The sequence below is a fragment of the Mycolicibacterium fluoranthenivorans genome (assembly GCF_011758805.1).
In the GTDB taxonomy this organism is placed as follows: Bacteria; Actinomycetota; Actinomycetes; order Mycobacteriales; family Mycobacteriaceae; genus Mycobacterium; species Mycobacterium fluoranthenivorans.
The window spans coordinates 979,161-996,100 of the sequence record NZ_JAANOW010000001.1 but is presented as its reverse complement, the minus strand read 5'-3'; the positions used below and the strand labels follow the sequence as shown (position 1 = coordinate 996,100).

At 67.9% G+C, this 16,940-nt stretch carries 18 protein-coding genes; 9 read left to right on the top strand and 9 right to left on the bottom strand.

Going from position 1 to position 16,940, the window contains the following annotated elements; genetic code table 11:
- Positions 1 to 5 precede the first annotated feature (5 nt).
- Both FHU31_RS04875 and FHU31_RS04870 read right to left on the bottom strand, forming a co-directional pair.
- Positions 6 to 1,250, bottom strand: a complete 1,245-nt coding sequence (locus FHU31_RS04875; protein WP_167156377.1) for an aspartate aminotransferase family protein — start codon at positions 1,248 to 1,250, stop codon at positions 6 to 8.
- A gap of 20 nt (positions 1,251 to 1,270) precedes the next feature.
- Complete coding sequence (locus FHU31_RS04870; RefSeq protein ID WP_167156375.1) at positions 1,271 to 2,830, bottom strand: APC family permease; 1,560 nt, start codon at positions 2,828 to 2,830, stop codon at positions 1,271 to 1,273.
- Between the two features lie 252 nt (positions 2,831 to 3,082).
- Here FHU31_RS04870 and FHU31_RS04865 point away from each other — a divergent pair, with 252 nt between their 5' ends.
- Genes FHU31_RS04865 through FHU31_RS04855 form a run of 3 tightly spaced genes read left to right on the top strand, consistent with a single transcriptional unit; the run spans position 3,083 to position 5,671 of the window.
- Positions 3,083 to 4,072 (top strand): phosphotransferase enzyme family protein, encoded by a 990-nt coding sequence (locus FHU31_RS04865; protein WP_167156373.1) that lies wholly within the window; start codon positions 3,083 to 3,085, stop codon positions 4,070 to 4,072.
- 8 nt (positions 4,073 to 4,080) lie between these two features.
- Positions 4,081 to 4,857: a 3-oxoacyl-ACP reductase FabG gene (gene fabG, locus FHU31_RS04860; RefSeq protein WP_167156371.1), complete on the top strand. Its 777-nt coding sequence runs from the start codon at positions 4,081 to 4,083 to the stop codon at positions 4,855 to 4,857.
- A gap of 19 nt (positions 4,858 to 4,876) precedes the next feature.
- Positions 4,877 to 5,671 (top strand): GntR family transcriptional regulator, encoded by a 795-nt coding sequence (locus FHU31_RS04855; RefSeq protein WP_167156369.1) that lies wholly within the window; start codon positions 4,877 to 4,879, stop codon positions 5,669 to 5,671.
- Here the strand turns inward: FHU31_RS04855 and fgd are convergent, their stop codons facing one another.
- Positions 5,672 to 6,682 (bottom strand): glucose-6-phosphate dehydrogenase (coenzyme-F420), encoded by a 1,011-nt coding sequence (gene fgd, locus FHU31_RS04850; RefSeq protein ID WP_167156367.1) that lies wholly within the window; start codon positions 6,680 to 6,682, stop codon positions 5,672 to 5,674.
- 72 nt (positions 6,683 to 6,754) lie between these two features.
- Here fgd and FHU31_RS04845 point away from each other — a divergent pair, with 72 nt between their 5' ends.
- Complete coding sequence (locus tag FHU31_RS04845) at positions 6,755 to 7,492, top strand: MBL fold metallo-hydrolase (protein ID WP_263987990.1); 738 nt, start codon at positions 6,755 to 6,757, stop codon at positions 7,490 to 7,492.
- The gene (locus FHU31_RS04840; protein ID WP_167156364.1) at positions 7,447 to 8,241 is read left to right on the top strand and encodes a class I SAM-dependent methyltransferase; all 795 of its coding nucleotides are present in this window, start codon (positions 7,447 to 7,449) and stop codon (positions 8,239 to 8,241) included. Before FHU31_RS04845 ends, FHU31_RS04840 begins: the two co-directional genes overlap by 46 nt.
- Here the strand turns inward: FHU31_RS04840 and FHU31_RS04835 are convergent.
- Positions 8,234 to 8,524, bottom strand: coding sequence for a hypothetical protein (locus tag FHU31_RS04835; RefSeq protein ID WP_167156362.1), 291 nt, complete (start codon positions 8,522 to 8,524; stop codon positions 8,234 to 8,236). The two genes, FHU31_RS04840 and FHU31_RS04835, sit on opposite strands and share 8 nt — an antisense overlap.
- A gap of 9 nt (positions 8,525 to 8,533) precedes the next feature.
- Positions 8,534 to 9,643 carry an LLM class flavin-dependent oxidoreductase gene (locus FHU31_RS04830; RefSeq protein ID WP_167156360.1) on the bottom strand — a complete coding sequence of 370 codons (1,110 nt, stop codon included), beginning with the start codon at positions 9,641 to 9,643 and terminating at the stop codon, positions 8,534 to 8,536.
- Positions 9,644 to 9,736: 93 nt separating this feature from the next.
- On the opposite strand from FHU31_RS04830, the gene FHU31_RS04825 reads away from it, so the two are divergent.
- Positions 9,737 to 10,138, top strand: coding sequence for a guanyl-specific ribonuclease (locus FHU31_RS04825; RefSeq protein WP_167156358.1), 402 nt, complete (start codon positions 9,737 to 9,739; stop codon positions 10,136 to 10,138).
- Entirely contained in the window at positions 10,135 to 10,413 is a 279-nt protein-coding gene (locus FHU31_RS04820; RefSeq protein WP_167156356.1) for a barstar family protein, read from the top strand. Before FHU31_RS04825 ends, FHU31_RS04820 begins: the two co-directional genes overlap by 4 nt.
- Here the strand turns inward: FHU31_RS04820 and FHU31_RS04815 are convergent.
- Positions 10,410 to 11,075 carry a TetR/AcrR family transcriptional regulator gene (locus FHU31_RS04815; RefSeq protein WP_167156354.1) on the bottom strand — a complete coding sequence of 222 codons (666 nt, stop codon included), beginning with the start codon at positions 11,073 to 11,075 and terminating at the stop codon, positions 10,410 to 10,412. The two genes, FHU31_RS04820 and FHU31_RS04815, sit on opposite strands and share 4 nt — an antisense overlap.
- Positions 11,076 to 11,126: 51 nt before the next feature.
- Between FHU31_RS04815 and FHU31_RS04810 the strand changes: the two genes are divergently transcribed.
- Both FHU31_RS04810 and FHU31_RS04805 read left to right on the top strand, forming a co-directional pair.
- On the top strand, positions 11,127 to 12,269 hold the full coding sequence (locus FHU31_RS04810) for an FAD-dependent oxidoreductase (RefSeq protein ID WP_167156352.1): 1,143 nt from the start codon (positions 11,127 to 11,129) through the stop codon (positions 12,267 to 12,269).
- 146 nt (positions 12,270 to 12,415) lie between these two features.
- Positions 12,416 to 13,276 (top strand): SDR family oxidoreductase, encoded by an 861-nt coding sequence (locus FHU31_RS04805; protein WP_167156350.1) that lies wholly within the window; start codon positions 12,416 to 12,418, stop codon positions 13,274 to 13,276.
- Here FHU31_RS04805 and alr read toward each other — a convergent pair.
- Genes alr through FHU31_RS04790 form a run of 3 tightly spaced genes read right to left on the bottom strand, consistent with a single transcriptional unit; the run spans position 13,222 to position 16,904 of the window.
- Positions 13,222 to 14,358 (bottom strand): alanine racemase, encoded by a 1,137-nt coding sequence (alr, locus tag FHU31_RS04800; protein WP_167160637.1) that lies wholly within the window; start codon positions 14,356 to 14,358, stop codon positions 13,222 to 13,224. The genes FHU31_RS04805 and alr overlap by 55 nt on opposite strands.
- Entirely contained in the window at positions 14,352 to 15,371 is a 1,020-nt protein-coding gene (locus FHU31_RS04795) for an aminotransferase class IV (RefSeq protein ID WP_167156348.1), read from the bottom strand. The genes alr and FHU31_RS04795 overlap by 7 nt, the downstream gene beginning before the upstream one ends.
- A 21-nt stretch (positions 15,372 to 15,392) precedes the next feature.
- The gene (locus FHU31_RS04790; RefSeq protein ID WP_167156346.1) at positions 15,393 to 16,904 is read right to left on the bottom strand and encodes an APC family permease; all 1,512 of its coding nucleotides are present in this window, start codon (positions 16,902 to 16,904) and stop codon (positions 15,393 to 15,395) included.
- Positions 16,905 to 16,940 lie beyond the last annotated feature (36 nt).

Below are 16,940 nucleotides of genomic sequence, written 5' to 3'. Positions count from 1 at the left end.
GGGACTCACAGCTGCGCCAGCACCGCCTCGAACTCCGTGCAGAACCGATCCACGTCGGCCAGGGAGAACACCATCGGCGGCCTGATCTTGAGCACGTTGCCGTGCGCCCCGCACACCGAGATGAGCACCCGGCGCTCCCGCATCGCGTTCACCAGCCGCCGCGCGGTGTCACGGCCGTCCACCTCGACCCCGACGTACAAGCCGGCGCCACGCACCTCGCGGATGTCCTCACGGGTGCCCGCCAACCGGGCCAGCTCCGCGCGCAGTGCGGTGCCCACCTCCAGGGCATTGGCGACCAGCTTCTCGTCCTCGATCACGTCGAGGACCGCCGCGGCCGCAGCCATCGATACCGGATTACCGCCGAACGTGTTGAAATACGGTATCCCGCGCGCGAATTCATCCAGCACCTGCGAACGTGCCGCCATCGCCGCCACCGGCAGTCCATTGGCCATCGGCTTACCCATGGTGACCAGGTCGGGCACCACACCGTGGCGCTCGAACCCCCACATGGCCTCGCCGGTGCGCCCGAACCCGGGCTGCACCTCATCGGCGATGAACACCCCGCCGGCGGCCCGCACCGCGGTCACCGCCGGTTCGAGCACCGACGGGTCCGGGTAGATACCGTCCGAGGAGAAGATCGTGTCGACGATCAGTGTGCTGACCCCGAGACCGGACTCCTGCAGGTCGGCGATGGCGGCCGGCACCCCGGCCAGGTCGGGAGCAACCGTGCGGACATGTGCGCCGACGGCCGCCGCACCCCCGATGGACGGTGAAATCGCCGTCACCGCAGCAGTATTCCCGTGATACGCATCGCTGGTGATGATGATGCCGGTGGCCCCCGTGTAGGTCTGGGCCACCCGCAGTGCCAGATCGTTGACCTCAGATCCGGTGCAGGCGTACATCACCTGGTCGATCTCGTCCGGCATGCTCGCGAGCAGGCGGCGTGAGTAGTCGACGATCCCTTCGTGCAGATACCGGGTGTGGGTGTTGAGCATGCCCAGCTGCCGCGTCACCGCGTCGACGACGTGCGGGTGACAGTGCCCGACGCTGGCAACGTTGTTGTAGGCATCTAGGTAGTCGCGCCCCTCGGCGTCGTACAGCAGGGTGCCCTGCCCGCGGACCAGATGTACCGGCCGTTCGTAGAACAGCCGGTACGCCGGGCCCAGCATCCGGCCCCGAGCAGCTATCAGGGGGTCGTCCTGTTGACCGCCCTGATAGCTGTTGGAGTCCATGATGTTGGAAAATGCCATGATTCTTGTCAGCGTCTTCGTCAGCGCTCGTGCGCTTCTTCCAACACGGTACGACCCAGTTCGGCGTACCGTGCGGGTTCCTTGTACTTCAGGAAGACGGCCCACAGCAGGCCACCGATCCCGACCACGCCGACGATCCACGGGATGGCCGCGAACACCCAGTCCGAGGCCGCCGTTCCCGCCGCAAAGGATGCGTTGATGGCCAGCAGGTAGATCACGTAGACCATGCCGAGCCCGCCGAGCAGCGGAGCCAGGAAGGTACTGAACCAGTTGGCGGTCTCTGGATGACGTTTCTGCACATGGAAATACGAGATCACCGAGAATGCGGCCAACGCCTGCACGATCATGATCGCCGTCGTGCCCAGCAGAGCCATCAGGCCGTACAGGCCGGTGTAGGGATCGCGACCGGTGACCTCGAAGAACAGCACCACCAGGGTGGCGAAACCGGTCTGGACGAAGCCGGCGACGTGCGGAGAGCCGTGCACCGGGTGGGTGGCACCGACGGTCTTGCGCATACCGGGGACGACATCCTCGCGCCCCAGCGCGTACAGGTAGCGGGCCGCACAGTTGTGGAACGCCATACCGCAGGCGAACGATCCGGTCATCAGCAGGATCTTGAACAGGTCCACGGCCCACTGGCCCAGGTGCTCGTGCACCGGGTTGAAGAAGATGTTGCCCGCGGTCGCCGAATCCTGCGCCAGCGCAACGGCGTTCTCGGGCCCGGTGCCGACGATCGCCAGCCACGACACCAGCACGTAGAACACACCGATGCCGATGACGGAGCTCACCACGGCGATCGGGATGATCTTCTTCGGGTTACGCGACTCCTCGCCGTACATGGCGCTGGACTCGAAACCGACCCAGGACCAGAACGCGAAGAACAGGCCGACACCCGCGGAGCCGGCGACGGCGATCGTGGACCCGTCGGCGCCCGTGACGACACCCGACAGGCTGTGAAAACCGTTGAGCGGGTTGAGCGAACCCCAGGACCAGCCCTGCGGGCCGCCACCGGTGAACAGCACCGAGAACGCCATCAGCGCGAGCATCACGATCTCGGTGACCAGGAAGACGCCGAGCACCTTGGCGGCCAGGTTGATGTCGAAGTAGGTCAGCAGGGCATTGACGGCCAGCATCACCAACGCGAAGACGATCCACGGCACATGGACGTTGAACAGCGAGGAGAACAGGTCGTTGCCGAAGAAGGAGAAGATGCCGATCAACGACGCCTCGAACACCATGTACGCCAGCGCGGTCAAGAAGCCCGCGCCCAACCCGACGATGCGTCCCAGGCCGTGTGAGATGTAACCGTAGAAAGCACCCGTGGCGGTGATGTGCTTGCTCATCTTGGCGTAGCCGATGGCGAACAGGGTCAGCACGATGGTGGCGACGAAATAGCCGGCCGGCGCGTACGCGCCGTTACCGAAGCCGACCGAGATCGGCACGTTGCCGACCATGGCGGTGATCGGTGCAGCGGTGGCGACCGCCATGAACAGCACACCGACCAGCCCGACCGCGTTCGGTTTGAGGCGCTGGATGGTGTCGGCGCCCGCGGGCGCCGGTGGATCGATGATCTCGCTCATTGAATCCCAATCTGAGGGCATTTCTGGTGACCATTATTTGGTCTGGTATCGGAATGTCACCGGCGCCGATGTCGGTGACGAACTGCAACGTCGGCCATTGTTACCTCGTCGAGATTGCTTGGTCAACTGGGAAACTCAGTCGTCACACGCATTGTTTCCGGCACGTTTCGAGCCTGGCAGCTTTTGCAACAGCGAGGTAAATCTCGGCTATTTGGTCTGCTTTGGGTCGATACTTGGCCCACACTGGTCGGCATGCCGGGATTGCCTGCCGACCATGAGCGCTTCGCCCGGGCGGCGCTCCCCGCCTATCGGCGCGACCTCGATACCCCGTTGCGCCTGCTGAGTCTGTCCGAGAACGCCACCTATCTGGTGTGCGACGACGACCCGATCGTGCTGCGGGTACACCGGCCCGGGTATCACTCACTGGAGGCCATCCGCTCGGAGCTGGCCTGGATGGGCGCCCTGCGCACCGAAACCGCGGTCAAGACTCCCGAATTGGTGCACTCCTGCGTCGGTGACGAGGTGGTGACCGCCATCGTGGGCGACCGTCACCTCTATGTCGACGCCGTCACCGTGATCCCGGGTTGCACCGCCGAGGAGGTTCCGGACTCCGTCGGGTTCGCGACCCTGGGCGAGTTGACGGCGATCATGCACGAACACGTGCAGGGCTGGCCCGTGCCGGCGGGCTTCACCCGGTTCCGCTGGGATCTCGACGACATCCTCGGCCCCGGCGCGCGGTGGGGCGACTGGCGCGAGGCATCGGCCCTTGCCGACACCGACCGGGCATCCATCACGCGTGCGGTCCATCGCGTCACCGAGGAACTGTCCGAATTCGGCACCGGCGCGGATAGATTCGGGCTGATCCATGCGGATCTGCGGCTGTCGAACCTGATGGTCGACCCGGCGGCACCGTCGGACGGGATCACCGTGATCGACTTCGACGATTCCGGGTGGGGCTGGCACCTGGCAGATCTGGGCGCGGTGGTGTCCTGGATCGAGGACACCCCCGAAGCCGAGCGCATCGTGGCCGAGTGGCTGCGCGGGTACACCAAGGTGCGTACGCTGCCCGAGGCGCATCTGGCGCTCATCCCGACATTCGTCATGCTGCGGCGCATCCAGCTCACCGCATGGATCGCCTCGCATGCCGACGCCGACGCGGCCATCGCGATCGGTCCCGGATACGCCGTCGGGACCGCCCGACTGGCCGAACGCTATCTCGACGATCACACCTGGTTACGTTAAGGAGACACATGTTCGACCTGCAGTCCCGCTCGGTACTGGTGACCGGCGGCAGCAAGGGAATCGGCCGCGGGATCGCCGGCGTCTTCGCCCGCGCCGGGGCCGACGTGGCCGTCGCGGCGCGCTCGGCGGCCGGCCTCGACGAGACCGTCGCCGCCCTCGACGAGCTGGGCCCCGGAAAGGTCGTCGGGGTTCGCGTCGATGTCAGCGACCGGCAGTCGTGTACGGAGATGGCCGCGACGGTCATCGATGCCTTCGGCGGTCTGGACGTGTTGTGCGCCAACGCCGGGATCTTCCCCGATGCTCCCCTGGCCACCATGACCGTGGAGCAGCTCAACGAGATCATGGGGATCAACGTCAACGGCACCTTCTTCGCGGTGCAGGCCTGCCTGGACGCGCTGATCGCCTCCGGGAGCGGCCGCATCATCCTGACCTCGTCGATCACCGGGCCCATCACCGGCTACCCGGGCTGGTCGCACTACGGGGCCACCAAAGCGGCGCAGCTGGGGTTCATGCGCACCGCGGCGATCGAACTGGCGCCGCACAAGATCACCGTCAACGCGATCCTGCCCGGTAACATCATGAGTGAGGGCATGGCGGAAAACGGCGAGGAGTACATCGCCAGCATGGCGCGGTCCATTCCGGCCGGCGCCCTGGGCACCCCGGAGGACATCGGTCACCTGGCCGCCTTCCTGGCCACCGCCGAGGCGGCCTACATCACCGGTCAGTCCATCGCCGTCGACGGCGGTCAGGTGCTTCCCGAATCCCTGGACGCGATCATCAACTGATCGCGGAAGAGGCCTGACCATGGAAGAGACGGCGGGGGGTGCGGTCGCCGAGGATGTGCGCCGGCGCATTCTGTCGATGCTGTCCAGCGGGGCATTGCGGCCGGGTTCACGACTGGGCACCGAGCGGGAGATGGCCGAGAGGTTCGCGGTGTCGCGTGCGACGCTGCGCAGCGCGCTGCTGCCCCTGAGCCAGGCCGGCGTGCTGGAACGGCGCACCGGTCGCGCCGGCGGGACCTTCATCCGCGCGGATATGGTGCAGCGCGGCGCCGCCGAACAGGCCGGGCTGCCCGCACTCCTGCAGAGCGGCGGCCACACCAGCGCCACCAAGGTGCTGGCCACCGACCGCAGGCCGGCCACCGTCGCCGAATCCGCGGCGCTGGAGATCGCCGAGGATGCCGAGGTGTTCGTCATCCGGCGACTGCGCTACGCCGACGGGGTACCGCTGTCGGTGGACATGTCCTGTTTCATCACCGAGCAGGTCGGTGATCTGCTGGAGCAGCCCCTGGGTGGTTCCCTCTACGAGCTGCTGCGGGTGCGCTACGGCCTGGTGCCGGCCACGACCAACGAAACCATCGAGGTGGTCAGCGCCAGTCCGCGCGAGGCGCAGTGGCTGGACATCGCGCATCGCAAACCGCTGCTGGCGATCACCCGGGTGGCTCGCGACGCGGCCGGCAGGCCGTTCGAGTACGCCTACGACCTGTTCCGCGCGGACCGGGTGCGGCTCACCGCCACCGTGTCCGCCGTGGCCCACTCGCACCCGGTACGGGAACGCCGGGCCGACGACGGCATGGTGGAGCGCATCGTGAGCGCCTGACTATCCCAGCTTGCGCAGCCGGGGCTCCAGGTCCCGCTTGAACAGTTCGAGGAAGCGGCGCTGGTCATGGCCGGGCGCGTGGAACACCAGGTGGTTCAGGCCCCACGTGACGTAGTCGGCCACCTTCTCGACGGCCTCGTCGGGATCCGAGGCGACGATCCAGCGCTTGGCCACCTGCTCGATGGGCAGTGCGTCGGCGGCCTTCTCCATCTCGATCGGATCGTCGATGGAGTGCTTCTGCTCGGCGGTCAGCGACAGCGGCGCCCAAAACCGGGTGTTCTCCAGCGCCAGCTCCGGGTCGGTGTCATAGGAGATCTTGATCTCGATCATCCGGTCGATATCGTCGGGGTTCTTCCCGGCGGCCTCGGCACCTTCGCGCATGGCGGGGATGAGCTTGTCCTTGTAGAGCTCCTCACCCTTGCCCGAGGTGCAGATGAAACCGTCACCCGCGCGGCCCGCGTACTTGGCCACCTGCGGCCCGCCCGCGGCGATGTAGATCGGGATACCGCCCTCGGGTACGTCGTAGATCGAGGCGCCCTTGGTCTTGTAGAACTCGCCGTCGAAGTCGACGCGGTCGCCCAGCCACAGTTCGCGCATCAGGCGGACCGACTCGCGCAGCCGCGCGTAGCGCTCCTTGAACTCCGGCCACTCGCCCTCGTAGCCGGTGGCGATCTCGTTGAGCGCCTCCCCGGTTCCGACACCGAGGAAGATCCGGTCCGGATACAGACAGCCCATCGTGGCGAATGCCTGCGCGATGACCGCCGGGTTGTACCGGAAGGTCGGGGTCAGCACCGAGGTGCCCAGGACCAACCGTTCGGTGCGCTCGCCGACCGCCGTCATCCATGCCAGTGAGAACGGGGCGTGTCCGCCCTCGTGCCGCCACGGCTGGAAGTGATCGCTGACGGTGGCGCTGTCCATGCCATGTGCCTCGGCCGCCACGGCCAACTCCACGAGCTCGCGCGGAGCGAACTGTTCCGCTGATGCCTTGTACCCCAATTTGAGTTCAGCCACGTGTCTTTTCTACTCCCTGCCCTGCACTTCTATTCCCAAGCCCCGGCCAGCGGCCCGCCTAGACTCGACCCGGTGGGCGCTTCGATCGAATTGACAGCTGTCACCGACACCGTGCATTTCGTGCAGACCGACCTGGTCAACTGGACGCTGGTGACCGACGGCAACGGTGTGCTGGTCATCGACGCCGGCTATCCGGGTCAACGCGGGGACGTCGTCGAATCGGTGCGCCGGCTCGGCTTCCAGATGCAGGACGTGCGCGCCTTCTTGCTCACCCACGCGCACGTCGACCATTTCGGTTCCGCCATCGGGTTTGCGAAAACCCTTGGCACGCCGGTGTATACGCACGCAGCCGAGGTCGGCCACGCCAAGCGCGAATACCTGGAGCAGGTGGCGCCGATCGATCTGGTGACGCGGATCTGGCAGCCCCGGTACCTGGCCTGGACGGCCGCCATCATCGGCAAGGGCGCGCTGACCAGGGAGGGCATCCCGGGCACCCAGGCCCTGGGTGAGGACATCGCGGCCACCCTGCCGGGCACCCCGACGGCCATCCCCACCCCCGGCCACACCGGCGGGCACTGCTCCTATCTGGTGGACGGCGTGCTCGTCAGCGGCGACGCCCTGGTGACGGGGCATCCGTTGAGCTCGCGACGAGGTCCGCAGTTGCTGCCCGGCCTGTTCAACCACGATCAGCAGAGCTGCCTGCGCAGCCTGGACGCGCTGGGCATGCTCGACACCGAGGTGGTGCTGCCCGGTCACGGACCGGTATGGCGCGGCCCGGTGCGCGACGCCGTCCGGCAGGCGGCCCGGTGACCGGCCGGGCACCGGTCCATCGTGACCGGGAGCGGGCGAACTCGTTCGGCTCCGCCGCAGCGCGTTACGACCGGCACCGCCCGCGCTACCCCGCCGCGCTCATCGCGGATCTGGTTGAGCGCCAAGGTATTCGGGTGCTCGATGTCGGTGCGGGCACCGGTATCGCGACCGCGCAGTTGCGCGACGCGGGCGCCGACGTGCTGGCGGTGGAACCCGATCCGCAGATGGCCGAGATCGCCGCACAGAAAGGCCTCGCCGTGGAGGTGTCCAGTTTCGAGGACTGGGACGCGAGGGGCCGCACCTTCGACCTGGTGGTGTTCGCGCAGTCGTTTCACTGGGTGGACCCGGAAGCGGGGCTGCGCAAGGTCCGCACCCTGCTGGCTCCCGGCGGCCGGCTGGCGCTGCTGTGGAACCGTATCGTGCCCGTCACCCCGAGCCCGGCCGAACTCGGCCGCGCCTACGAGGGCATCCTCGAGGAATGGCAGCGGCCCTCGACCGATGTCGAGGGCACGCACCTCGACCCGCTGCTCGCCGCCGCCGGCCTGGTGGGTGACCGCCGGCGCTATGTCGAGCACCCGCACTACGCGTGCGAGGCCTGGGTTGATCTGGTGACGACCTACTCCAATGTGCTACGGCTACCTCAGGCCGAACAGGGCGAACTGCGGTCTCGGCTGACCGCGACGATCGGCGCGGCCGGTGTCCACGCCACCAACGACGCGCTGGCGGTGCTGTGCACCCGCCTCACGTGAGCACGTCGTAGCCGAGCAGGAACACCCCGGTCAGGAACAGTCCGCAGGCCAAGACGATGGCCGGCATCAGGATCATCCCGTCCAGCTCATCGTCGTCGAACGGGTCGGTGAGGACTCGGCCGAACAGCACCCGCCCGATCACATTGCCACGCAAGGCGATCACGGTCCGTCGCATCGCAGGGGAATCGCTGTTGCGGCCGACGACGAGGCGCAGGCCGACCCCGGCCAGCGCCGTCAACAGGGCCGCCGCCAGGATCAGCAGCCCGACGGTCGTTTGCGACACGACACGAGCCTAGCTCGCCCACCTCTTGGCGATCAGCTCATGGGACCGCAGCCTGTCCTCGTGGCGGTGGGTCACCGAGGTGATGACGAGTTCGTCGGCGCCGGTCACGCGCTGCAGCGCAGCCAGTCGGTCGGCCACCTGATCGGCATCACCGACGAATTGGGTGTCGATCCGGTCCTGCACGAGGGCCAGCTGCTCCTCGGTCAGCGGAGCCACGGTGTCGGGGTCCGGATACGGCACGGCACCGCCCCCGGCGCGGACGGAGTGCACCCAGTGGCCGTAGCTGCCGGCCAGATGGCGCGCGGTCTTCTCGTCGTCGGCAGCCACCACATCGGCCGATACCACCACATAGGGTTGGGCCAGCGCGGCCGAGGGACGAAAAGCGTTGCGGTAGGCGGCCACCGCCTCCAGCGCGGTGGCCGGGGTGATGTGGTAGCTGGCCACGAACGGCAGCCCCAGCGCACCGGCCACCCGGGCGCTCTGCCCCTTGGAACTACCGAAGACCCACGGCCACAACGTCTTCGACTCCCCAGGTGTCGCATGCGCCTCGAAACCCCCGGCCCGGTAGGTGCCGCTGATCAGGGCCACGATATCGGCCACCTGATCGCCGAAATCCGGCGAGACCGCGTCCGGTTGCTGCAGGGTGGCCATGATGGCCCGCAGCCGCGGAGTGCGCATGACTGCACCGACGTCGAACGGGGCGGGCACCACCACGCCGTCCACCTCATGCCGTTCCCGCGCAGGTGTGGGTATGCGCGACGCCGGCCGCAGCGACTCGGTGCGGCGCTGACCCGACCGGCCGACCCCCAGATCGATACGGCCCGGATAGAACGCGTCCAGGATGCCGAAGCTCTCGACCACGGCGATGGCGGTGGTGTATCCGAGCTGCACCGCGGCCGCGCCCACCTGGATGGTGCGGGTCGCTGCGGCGATCTGGCCGATCAGCACCGCGGGCGACGAGCTGGCCACCGCGACATAGTGATGCTCGGCCAACCAATAGCGGCGGTAACCCCACAGTTCGGCATGCCTGGCCAGGTCGACGGTGTTGCGCAGTGCCGTGGCCGCGTCGCTGCCCGCGCTGATCGGCGCGAGGTCGAGGACGGAGAGCGGAACGGTCATCACCTCATGTCTAACGTGTCCGCGCCAGGTGCATTCCGGATGGGGGTGATCGGATCACCATGATCGGAAATCCGGCCTGCTAGCGTCGTGCCGATGCGGGCGGCAGCGGTGGTGGTGGCACTGGTGTGTGGCCTGTTGGCCGGCTGCACCACCACTCCGACGGCCACTCCGACGGCCACCCCGACGGCCGGCCCCGCGGACGGCACGTGCGACCTGGGTGGTCTGCCCCCGCAGGCCGGCGAGACCGTGCACCGCATCGAGTCCGGCGGCCCATTTCCCTACCCCCGCAACGACGGTGTGGTGTTCGGCAACTACGAGGGCAGGCTGCCCAAGCGGGAGCGCGGCTACTACCACGAGTACACGGTGCCCACCCCGGGTCAATCCCACCGCGGGACCCGCCGCATCGTCACCGGTGGGCAACCCCTGATCCGGCCGCCCGAGTTCTACTACACCGGCGATCACTACGAATCGTTCTGCCTGATCGGAGGCGTGTGAAGACGTATCGGATCGACGGGTCCCGGATCGGGTCGGCAGCGGACTTCTATACCGAGGTCGGCCGTGCGGTCAACGGTGACGGCGGCTATTTCGGGTCGAACCTCGACGCCCTGGCCGATTGCCTGCGCGGCGGCTTCGGCACACCGGAGGAGGGCGGTTTCCGGTTCGTCCTGGCCCCGTATCAGGGACCCAGGGCGGCGATCGGCGAACCGGTGTGGAGCACGCTGCTGCGGGTGTTCGTCGACAACGGCGTCGACCTGTGGTTGAAGAATTAGCTCAGGGTGTCCATCCCCGCCAGGATCAGGTCGATCCCGGCCAGGAACTGCTCGCGGTCGTCGTGATCGCGGAGCTGGGCCGCCACCGAGTGGACGAACGGGTACCGCGCGGGGTCGTTGCGCGTCCACTGCCGCACCACGTCGGCGAGAAACGCGGTGCGGTCCGCCCCCGCCCCCTGTGACCGGGCGTTCTCGGCGTTCTGCGCCGCGACGCCCAGGATGTAGTTCGTCAGCGCGGACGCCGAATTGAACTGCGCCGCTTCGGGAACACCGAGCGCCCGGATCCGGCCGCCGATACCTTCGAAGATCCGCAGTAGCGCCGACCGGGGGTGGCGGTGCAGCTGAGCACCGACCCAGGGATGCTCGTCGATGGTGTCGAACAGACCCACCGCGATAGCCCGGATCGCGTCTGCCGGCGCCAGATCGCCGGCCACCCCGGCCATGGCGCGGGTGACGATGCTGTCGGTCGCCGCGGCGAGCAGCGTGTTTTTGTCTGGGACGTGGTGGTAGATCGCCCCGCTGCCGGTGGCCAGTCGGGCGGCGAGCGCCCGGAAGGTCAGCGCGCCCTCGCCGTCGGTGTCGAGGATCTCGATCGCGGCCTCGACGATGCGCTCCTTCGACAGGGCATCCGTCCGGCGTTCGGCCACGCCCCATCTTGACATGTGTGGAACGTTGTTCCAACCTGGTTGGAACAACGTTCCAAAGGGGGCTGGATGACGACGCGCGTGACGATCGTGGGCGCAGGCATCGGTGGGCTGGTGCTGGCACGGGTACTGCACGTGCACGGCATCGCCAGCGCCGTGTACGAGGCGGAAACGTCTGTGGGCAGCCGGGCCCAGGGCGGACAGCTGGACATTCATCACGACACCGGTCAGCCCGCGCTGGAGCTGGCCGGACTGACCGAACAATTCCGCGCGATCATCCACGTGGGCGCCGAGGCGGACCGACTGCTGGCACCAGATGGCACGGTGCTCATCGACGAGCCCGACGACGGCGCCGGGCTTCGTCCCGAGGTACTGCGCGGCGAACTGCGCCGGGTGCTGCTGGACTCGCTGCCCGCGGACACGGTGCGGTGGGGCCACAAGGTGGCGGGTGCCCGACCGCTCGGCGACGGCCGGCACGAGCTGAGCTTCACCGACGGCGGCTCGGTACGCACCGAACTGCTGGTCGGCGCCGACGGCGCATGGTCGAAGATCCGGCCGCTGGTCTCGGACGCATCACCCGGCTACGCCGGTATGACGTTCGTCGAAACCTATCTGCACGACGCCGATACGCGCCACCCCGGTGCCGCCGCGGCGGTCGGCGCGGGCTCGATGTTCGCCGTCGCGCCGGGCAAGTGGATCGGCGCCCATCGTGAGCCGAACGCCGTGCTGCACGCCTATGTCGCGCTGCACCGGCCGGCCGAATGGATCGCCGCCGTCGACCTCACTGACACCGCCTGCGTCGCAGCCGAATTCGACGGCTGGGCACCCGAACTCACGGCGCTGATCACCGACTGCGACACCGGACCGACGGTCCGGATGATCCACACGCTGCCGACCGATCACCGCTGGGATCGCACCCCGGGCGTGACGCTGCTCGGCGACGCTGCCCACCTGTCGCCGCCGTCGGGCGAGGGCGCGAACCTGGCGATGTTGGACGGCGCCGAACTCGGCGCGGCGATCGCCGCCCATCCGGGTGACACCGAGGCGGCGTTGGCGGCCTACGAGGCGGTGATGTTCCCCCGAAGCGAGTCCGCCGCCCTGGAAGCACTCCGGATGCAGGCCACCTTCGTGGGTGCGCACGCGCAGTCAGAGCTCACGAGCACCCTCGCTCGCGAAGTCTGGACCGGTCGCGCATCGGACAGCGCTCGGTGACATAGCCGCCGAAGCCGCGCGTCCCGCACTCCAGATCGCCGGTCGGCAGCCACCAAACCGACGGACAACTCGATCCACACACCGTGCCCGTACGGAACCTGGAGCACACTTTCGCGAGAAACTTGACACATGTAAAGTTCGGTCCCATGGACAACATCAGGGGCAAGACCATCGCGATCACCGGCGCCGCTCGCGGTATCGGCTATGCCACCGCCAAGGCCCTGCTGGCTCGCGGCGCCCGCGTCGTCATCGGTGACCGCGACGTCGCGTTGCAGGAGTCGGCCGTCGTCGAACTCACCAAGCTTGGGCAGGTTTCCGGCTACCCCCTGGACGTGACCGACCGGGAGTCCTTCGCGACGTTCCTGGACAAGGCCCGCACCGACGGTGGCGGCCACATCGACGTGCTGATCAACAATGCCGGCGTGATGCCGGTCGGGGCGTTCCTGGACGAGACCGAACAGTCGATCCGGTCATCGCTGGAGGTCAACGTGTACGGCGTGCTCACCGGCTGCCAGCTCGCGCTGCCGGAGATGGTCAAGCGGCGCAGCGGTCACGTCATCAACATCGCCTCACTGTCGGGCCTGATCCCGCTGCCCGGCCAGGTGGTCTACGTCGGCGCCAAGTACGCCGTGGTCGGACTGTCGACCGCGCTGGCCGACGAGATGGCGCCGTACGGCGTCAACGTCTCGGTGGTCATGCCGCCGTTCACCAACACCGAGCTGATCTCGGGCACCAAGTCCAGCGGCGCGATCAAGCCCGTGGAACCCGAAGATATTGCCGCCGCCATCGTCAAGACCTTGGACAAGCCCAAGACCCATGTGTCGGTGCCGCCGCCGCTGCGGTTCACCGCACAGGCCGCGCAGATGCTCCCACCCAAGGGCCGGCGGGCACTGAACAAGGCACTCGGCCTGGACAAGGTGTTCCTGGAGTTCGACAAGTCCAAGCGCAAGGCCTACGAGGACCGCGCCCGGGCCGCCCAGGGCGTCATCGAGTCCGGCGGCAAATAGCGCCGCTCGGTGCGCCCCCCGATCCCGGTGAGGATCTCGTAGTCGATGGTGCCGGTGGCGTTCGCCCAGTCGCCGGCGGTCACACCGGCACCACCGAACAGCACCGCCCGATCTCCCTCGGTCACGCCACCGCCGTCGTGGCCGAGGTCCACCACCAGCTGGTCCATGCAGATCCGGCCGACCCCGTCGAAGCGGCGGCCGTTGATGTGCACCGGCAGCCGGTTGCTCAGCGCACGGGGCACCCCGTCGGCGTACCCGCAGGCCAGCACACCCACCACGGTGTCAGCCGGCGCGACCCAGGCGTGGTTGTACGAAACACCTTGCCCGCCGCGGATTCTCCTGACCTGCGCCACCTCGGCGGTCATCGTCATCGCGGGTGTCAGCCCGAAGTCGCCGAGGGCGGGCACCGGGCTGCGCCCGTAGATCGCGATACCCGTTCGCACGATATCCCGGGCCAGACTCCGATCCGTCAGCGCGGCAGCCGAATTGGCCAGATGCACCCGCTGCGGTCGCAGTCCGGCCCGGCGCAGGTCCACGACGCGGTCATCGAGCCCGGCGGCCTGGCCGGCATTGAGCGGATGACCCGGTTCATCGCCACGGGCCAGGTGACACATCACCGTGCGCAGCACCAGCGCCTCGTCTTTGAGCAGCGCACAGACATCGGGCCAGTCGCGTTCGGACACCCCACTGCGGGCCAGACCGGTATCGACCTTGACACCGACGGTGGCAGTACGGCCCAGCCGGTGTGCCGCGGCGACGACCGCGTCCAACTGCCCCGGCGTGGACACCACCACCTCGACGCCGGCCTGCACCGCAGCGACGAAATCCGTTGACGGCGCGTGCAACCACGCGATCACCGGCGCGGTGACGCCCGCCCGGCGCAACGCCAGGGCCTCGCCCACCGTGGCGACCCCGAGTTCGCTCGCCCCGGCCGCCAGCGCAGCACGAGCCACGGCGACCGCGCCGTGCCCGTACCCGTCGGCCTTGACCACCGCGATGACCTCGGCGCCGGACCGCTCGCGCAGAACACCGACGTTGTGTGCGATGGCCGCCAGGTCGACGACCGCCTCGGGACTCAGTATTCGATCGCTTCGATCAACGGGGAGGGCTCGTCCATCAACGCCCAGAACCGGTCCCGGATCGCCACGGTCATCGGGCCGGGTTCGCCGTTCCCGATCGCCTCACCGTCGAGGGAGTTGATCGGGGTGACGCCGCCGGCGGTGGTCACGGCCATCAGCTCGTCGGCCTCGTAGAGCTCGTGACTGGTCACGTCACGCAGGGTGGCCTCGATGCCCATCTGGTCGGCCAGCTCGAAGACCGTCTTCCGGGTGATGCCGGGCAAGGCATTTCGCGACGGAGACGCCAGCTTGCCGTCCTTGACGATGCACACGTTGAAGCCGGGGCCCTCCGCGACGCAGTTGTCGGAGTCGAGCAGGATCGCGGTACGCGCGCCACGATCCTTGGCCTCGAAGCTGGCGGCGGTGAGGTCACCCCACTGGTAGTTCTTGATGGTCGGGTCGACGGTGTTGCGACCGGCCCGACGGACGTGGCGTGGCACGATGGCGGTGGTGCCGAAGATCTGCTCGGCCGGCGGGAACGCCCACAGGTACGGGATGGCGTAGATGTACACCTGATGGGTGAGCTTGGTGAGATCCTTCTCGCCCTTGCGCTTTCCGTATCCGCGGGTGACGGTCAGGTTCACGAACGACTCACGCAGCTGCGACAGCGAGACGCACTTCTTGGTGATCTCGGCGAGCTCGTCCTTGGTGAGCCCCGCATCCAGCCGCAGCTTGCGGGCCCCGTCGAGGAGCCGGTCCAGATGATCGCCGAGCCGGAAGATGTTGCCGTGCCAGACATGCGCCACGGTGTAGGTCAGGTCGGAGTGACCGAAGCCGGTGTCGAAGATCGAGATCTTGGCTTCTTCGGCGGGCATGTACTCGCCTTCGATCCAGGCCACCCCGCCCGCGAACGGGCTGGAGGTGTCGAGTTCGTAATCGCTGTACTGGATCACCGAACCGGCCGGGGTGTCCTCCCGGATGGCGGCGCCGGGCTCGACGGCGACGAGATTGGAGGTTCCTGCATCTGCGAGAGTCATTGTGGTTGAGTCCTTTCGGTTCTACGAGGCGTGGGTCTTGACGTAGTCGGCACCGGCGTCGCCGCGGGCCAGCCGCGCCTTCAGGCCGGTGGCCCACCACAGCGCCGCGATGGCGACGATGCCGAGGAAGACCCATTTGTTGTTGGTGAACTGCGGCAGGAACAGCAGCGCGACGGCGACGCCGAGGAACACCACCAGCGCGGTGACGTACAGCGGGAGCCGCCAGCGGCCCAGGTCGAACGTGCCCGGCTCGCCCACCGGGATGGTGCCGCGCTTGTACCCGATGAGCAGGCCGATGGTCTGCAGGATGTAGACGAAGAAGAACAGCAGCGAGGCGATGCCGATGATGTAGTTGAACGCCTGCTCGTTCACCAGTGCCGAGCACAGCAGCAGCGCGGACAGCACGCCCAGTCCGAGCACCGCGTAGGTGGGCGCCTTGCTCTTGGGCGAGACATGCCGCCAGATGTGCGAGAACGGCAGCATGTTGTCCCGGGCCATCGAGTAGGTCAGCCGGGTGGCCACCAGGATGTTGGCCAGCAGACACGCCAGGATGTTCGTCAGCGCCACGGCCACCACGATTTTGGTGACGACGGGGCCGGCCTGCTGGTTGATGATCTCCTCGATGGGCGCGCCCTGGTTGGCGGCGACGGCGGCGGTATCGCGGATGGCCAACACGTAGACGATGTACATCAGCAGTTCGATGACGATCGACGTGACCAGCGCGTAGAACATCGTCTTGGGCACCACCTGCCGGGCGTTCTTGGTCTCCTCGGCGACATCGGCGCCGGACTCCACACCGATGAGACCGAAGAACGGGCCGAGCGCGGCGGCCAGCCAGGCCAGCAGGTAGGAGTCCTTGTCCCCGGATTCACCGCCGGTGAACAGCACCGAGATGGGCTGGTGGTTCTCCGGTGCGGAGAAGGCGAGAACCGCGACCAGCAAGGTGGCGCCGACCGTGATGACCAGTTCCAGGCTGACGCCGATGTTGTTCACCATGGTGGCGAACCGGACGCCGTAGATGTTGATCAGCACGCAGACGAAGACCACCGCGATGGCGAGCAGGATCTGTGCGCTCTGGCTCATGCTCCAGCCGAACAGGCCGCCGAGGTAGCCGGACAGGATGAAGCCGACACCGGTCATCCCGCAGACCCAGCCCATCAGCGCGATGAACCCGGTGAACCAGGCCAGGTTCGGCCCGTTGATCCGGCTGATCCACTGGTACGAGTACCCGGCCAGGGGCAGCTTGGCGGTCAGGTCGGCCGCGATGAAGGCCCACAGCGCGAACACCGCACCGGCCAGCAGCAGGGTCCACACGAACGGCGCCCCGGCGGTGAAGTAGCCCGCGCCGAAGCCGGTGAACACCGCCGTGGTGGCGCTGATGGTGGCGAAGCCGATCGCGAAGGACGCCAGGGTGCCGACGGAGCGGTCCAGCTTCTGGGCGTAACCGAGTTCGGCCAGCTTGGCGTCCTCGGAATCGAGTGCGGGCGGCGATGTAGCGGGGACATCAGTGGGGCGTACCGGGGTATCGGTCATGGTCACTCCAGGTCAGGCGGAATGGAACAGCGACTG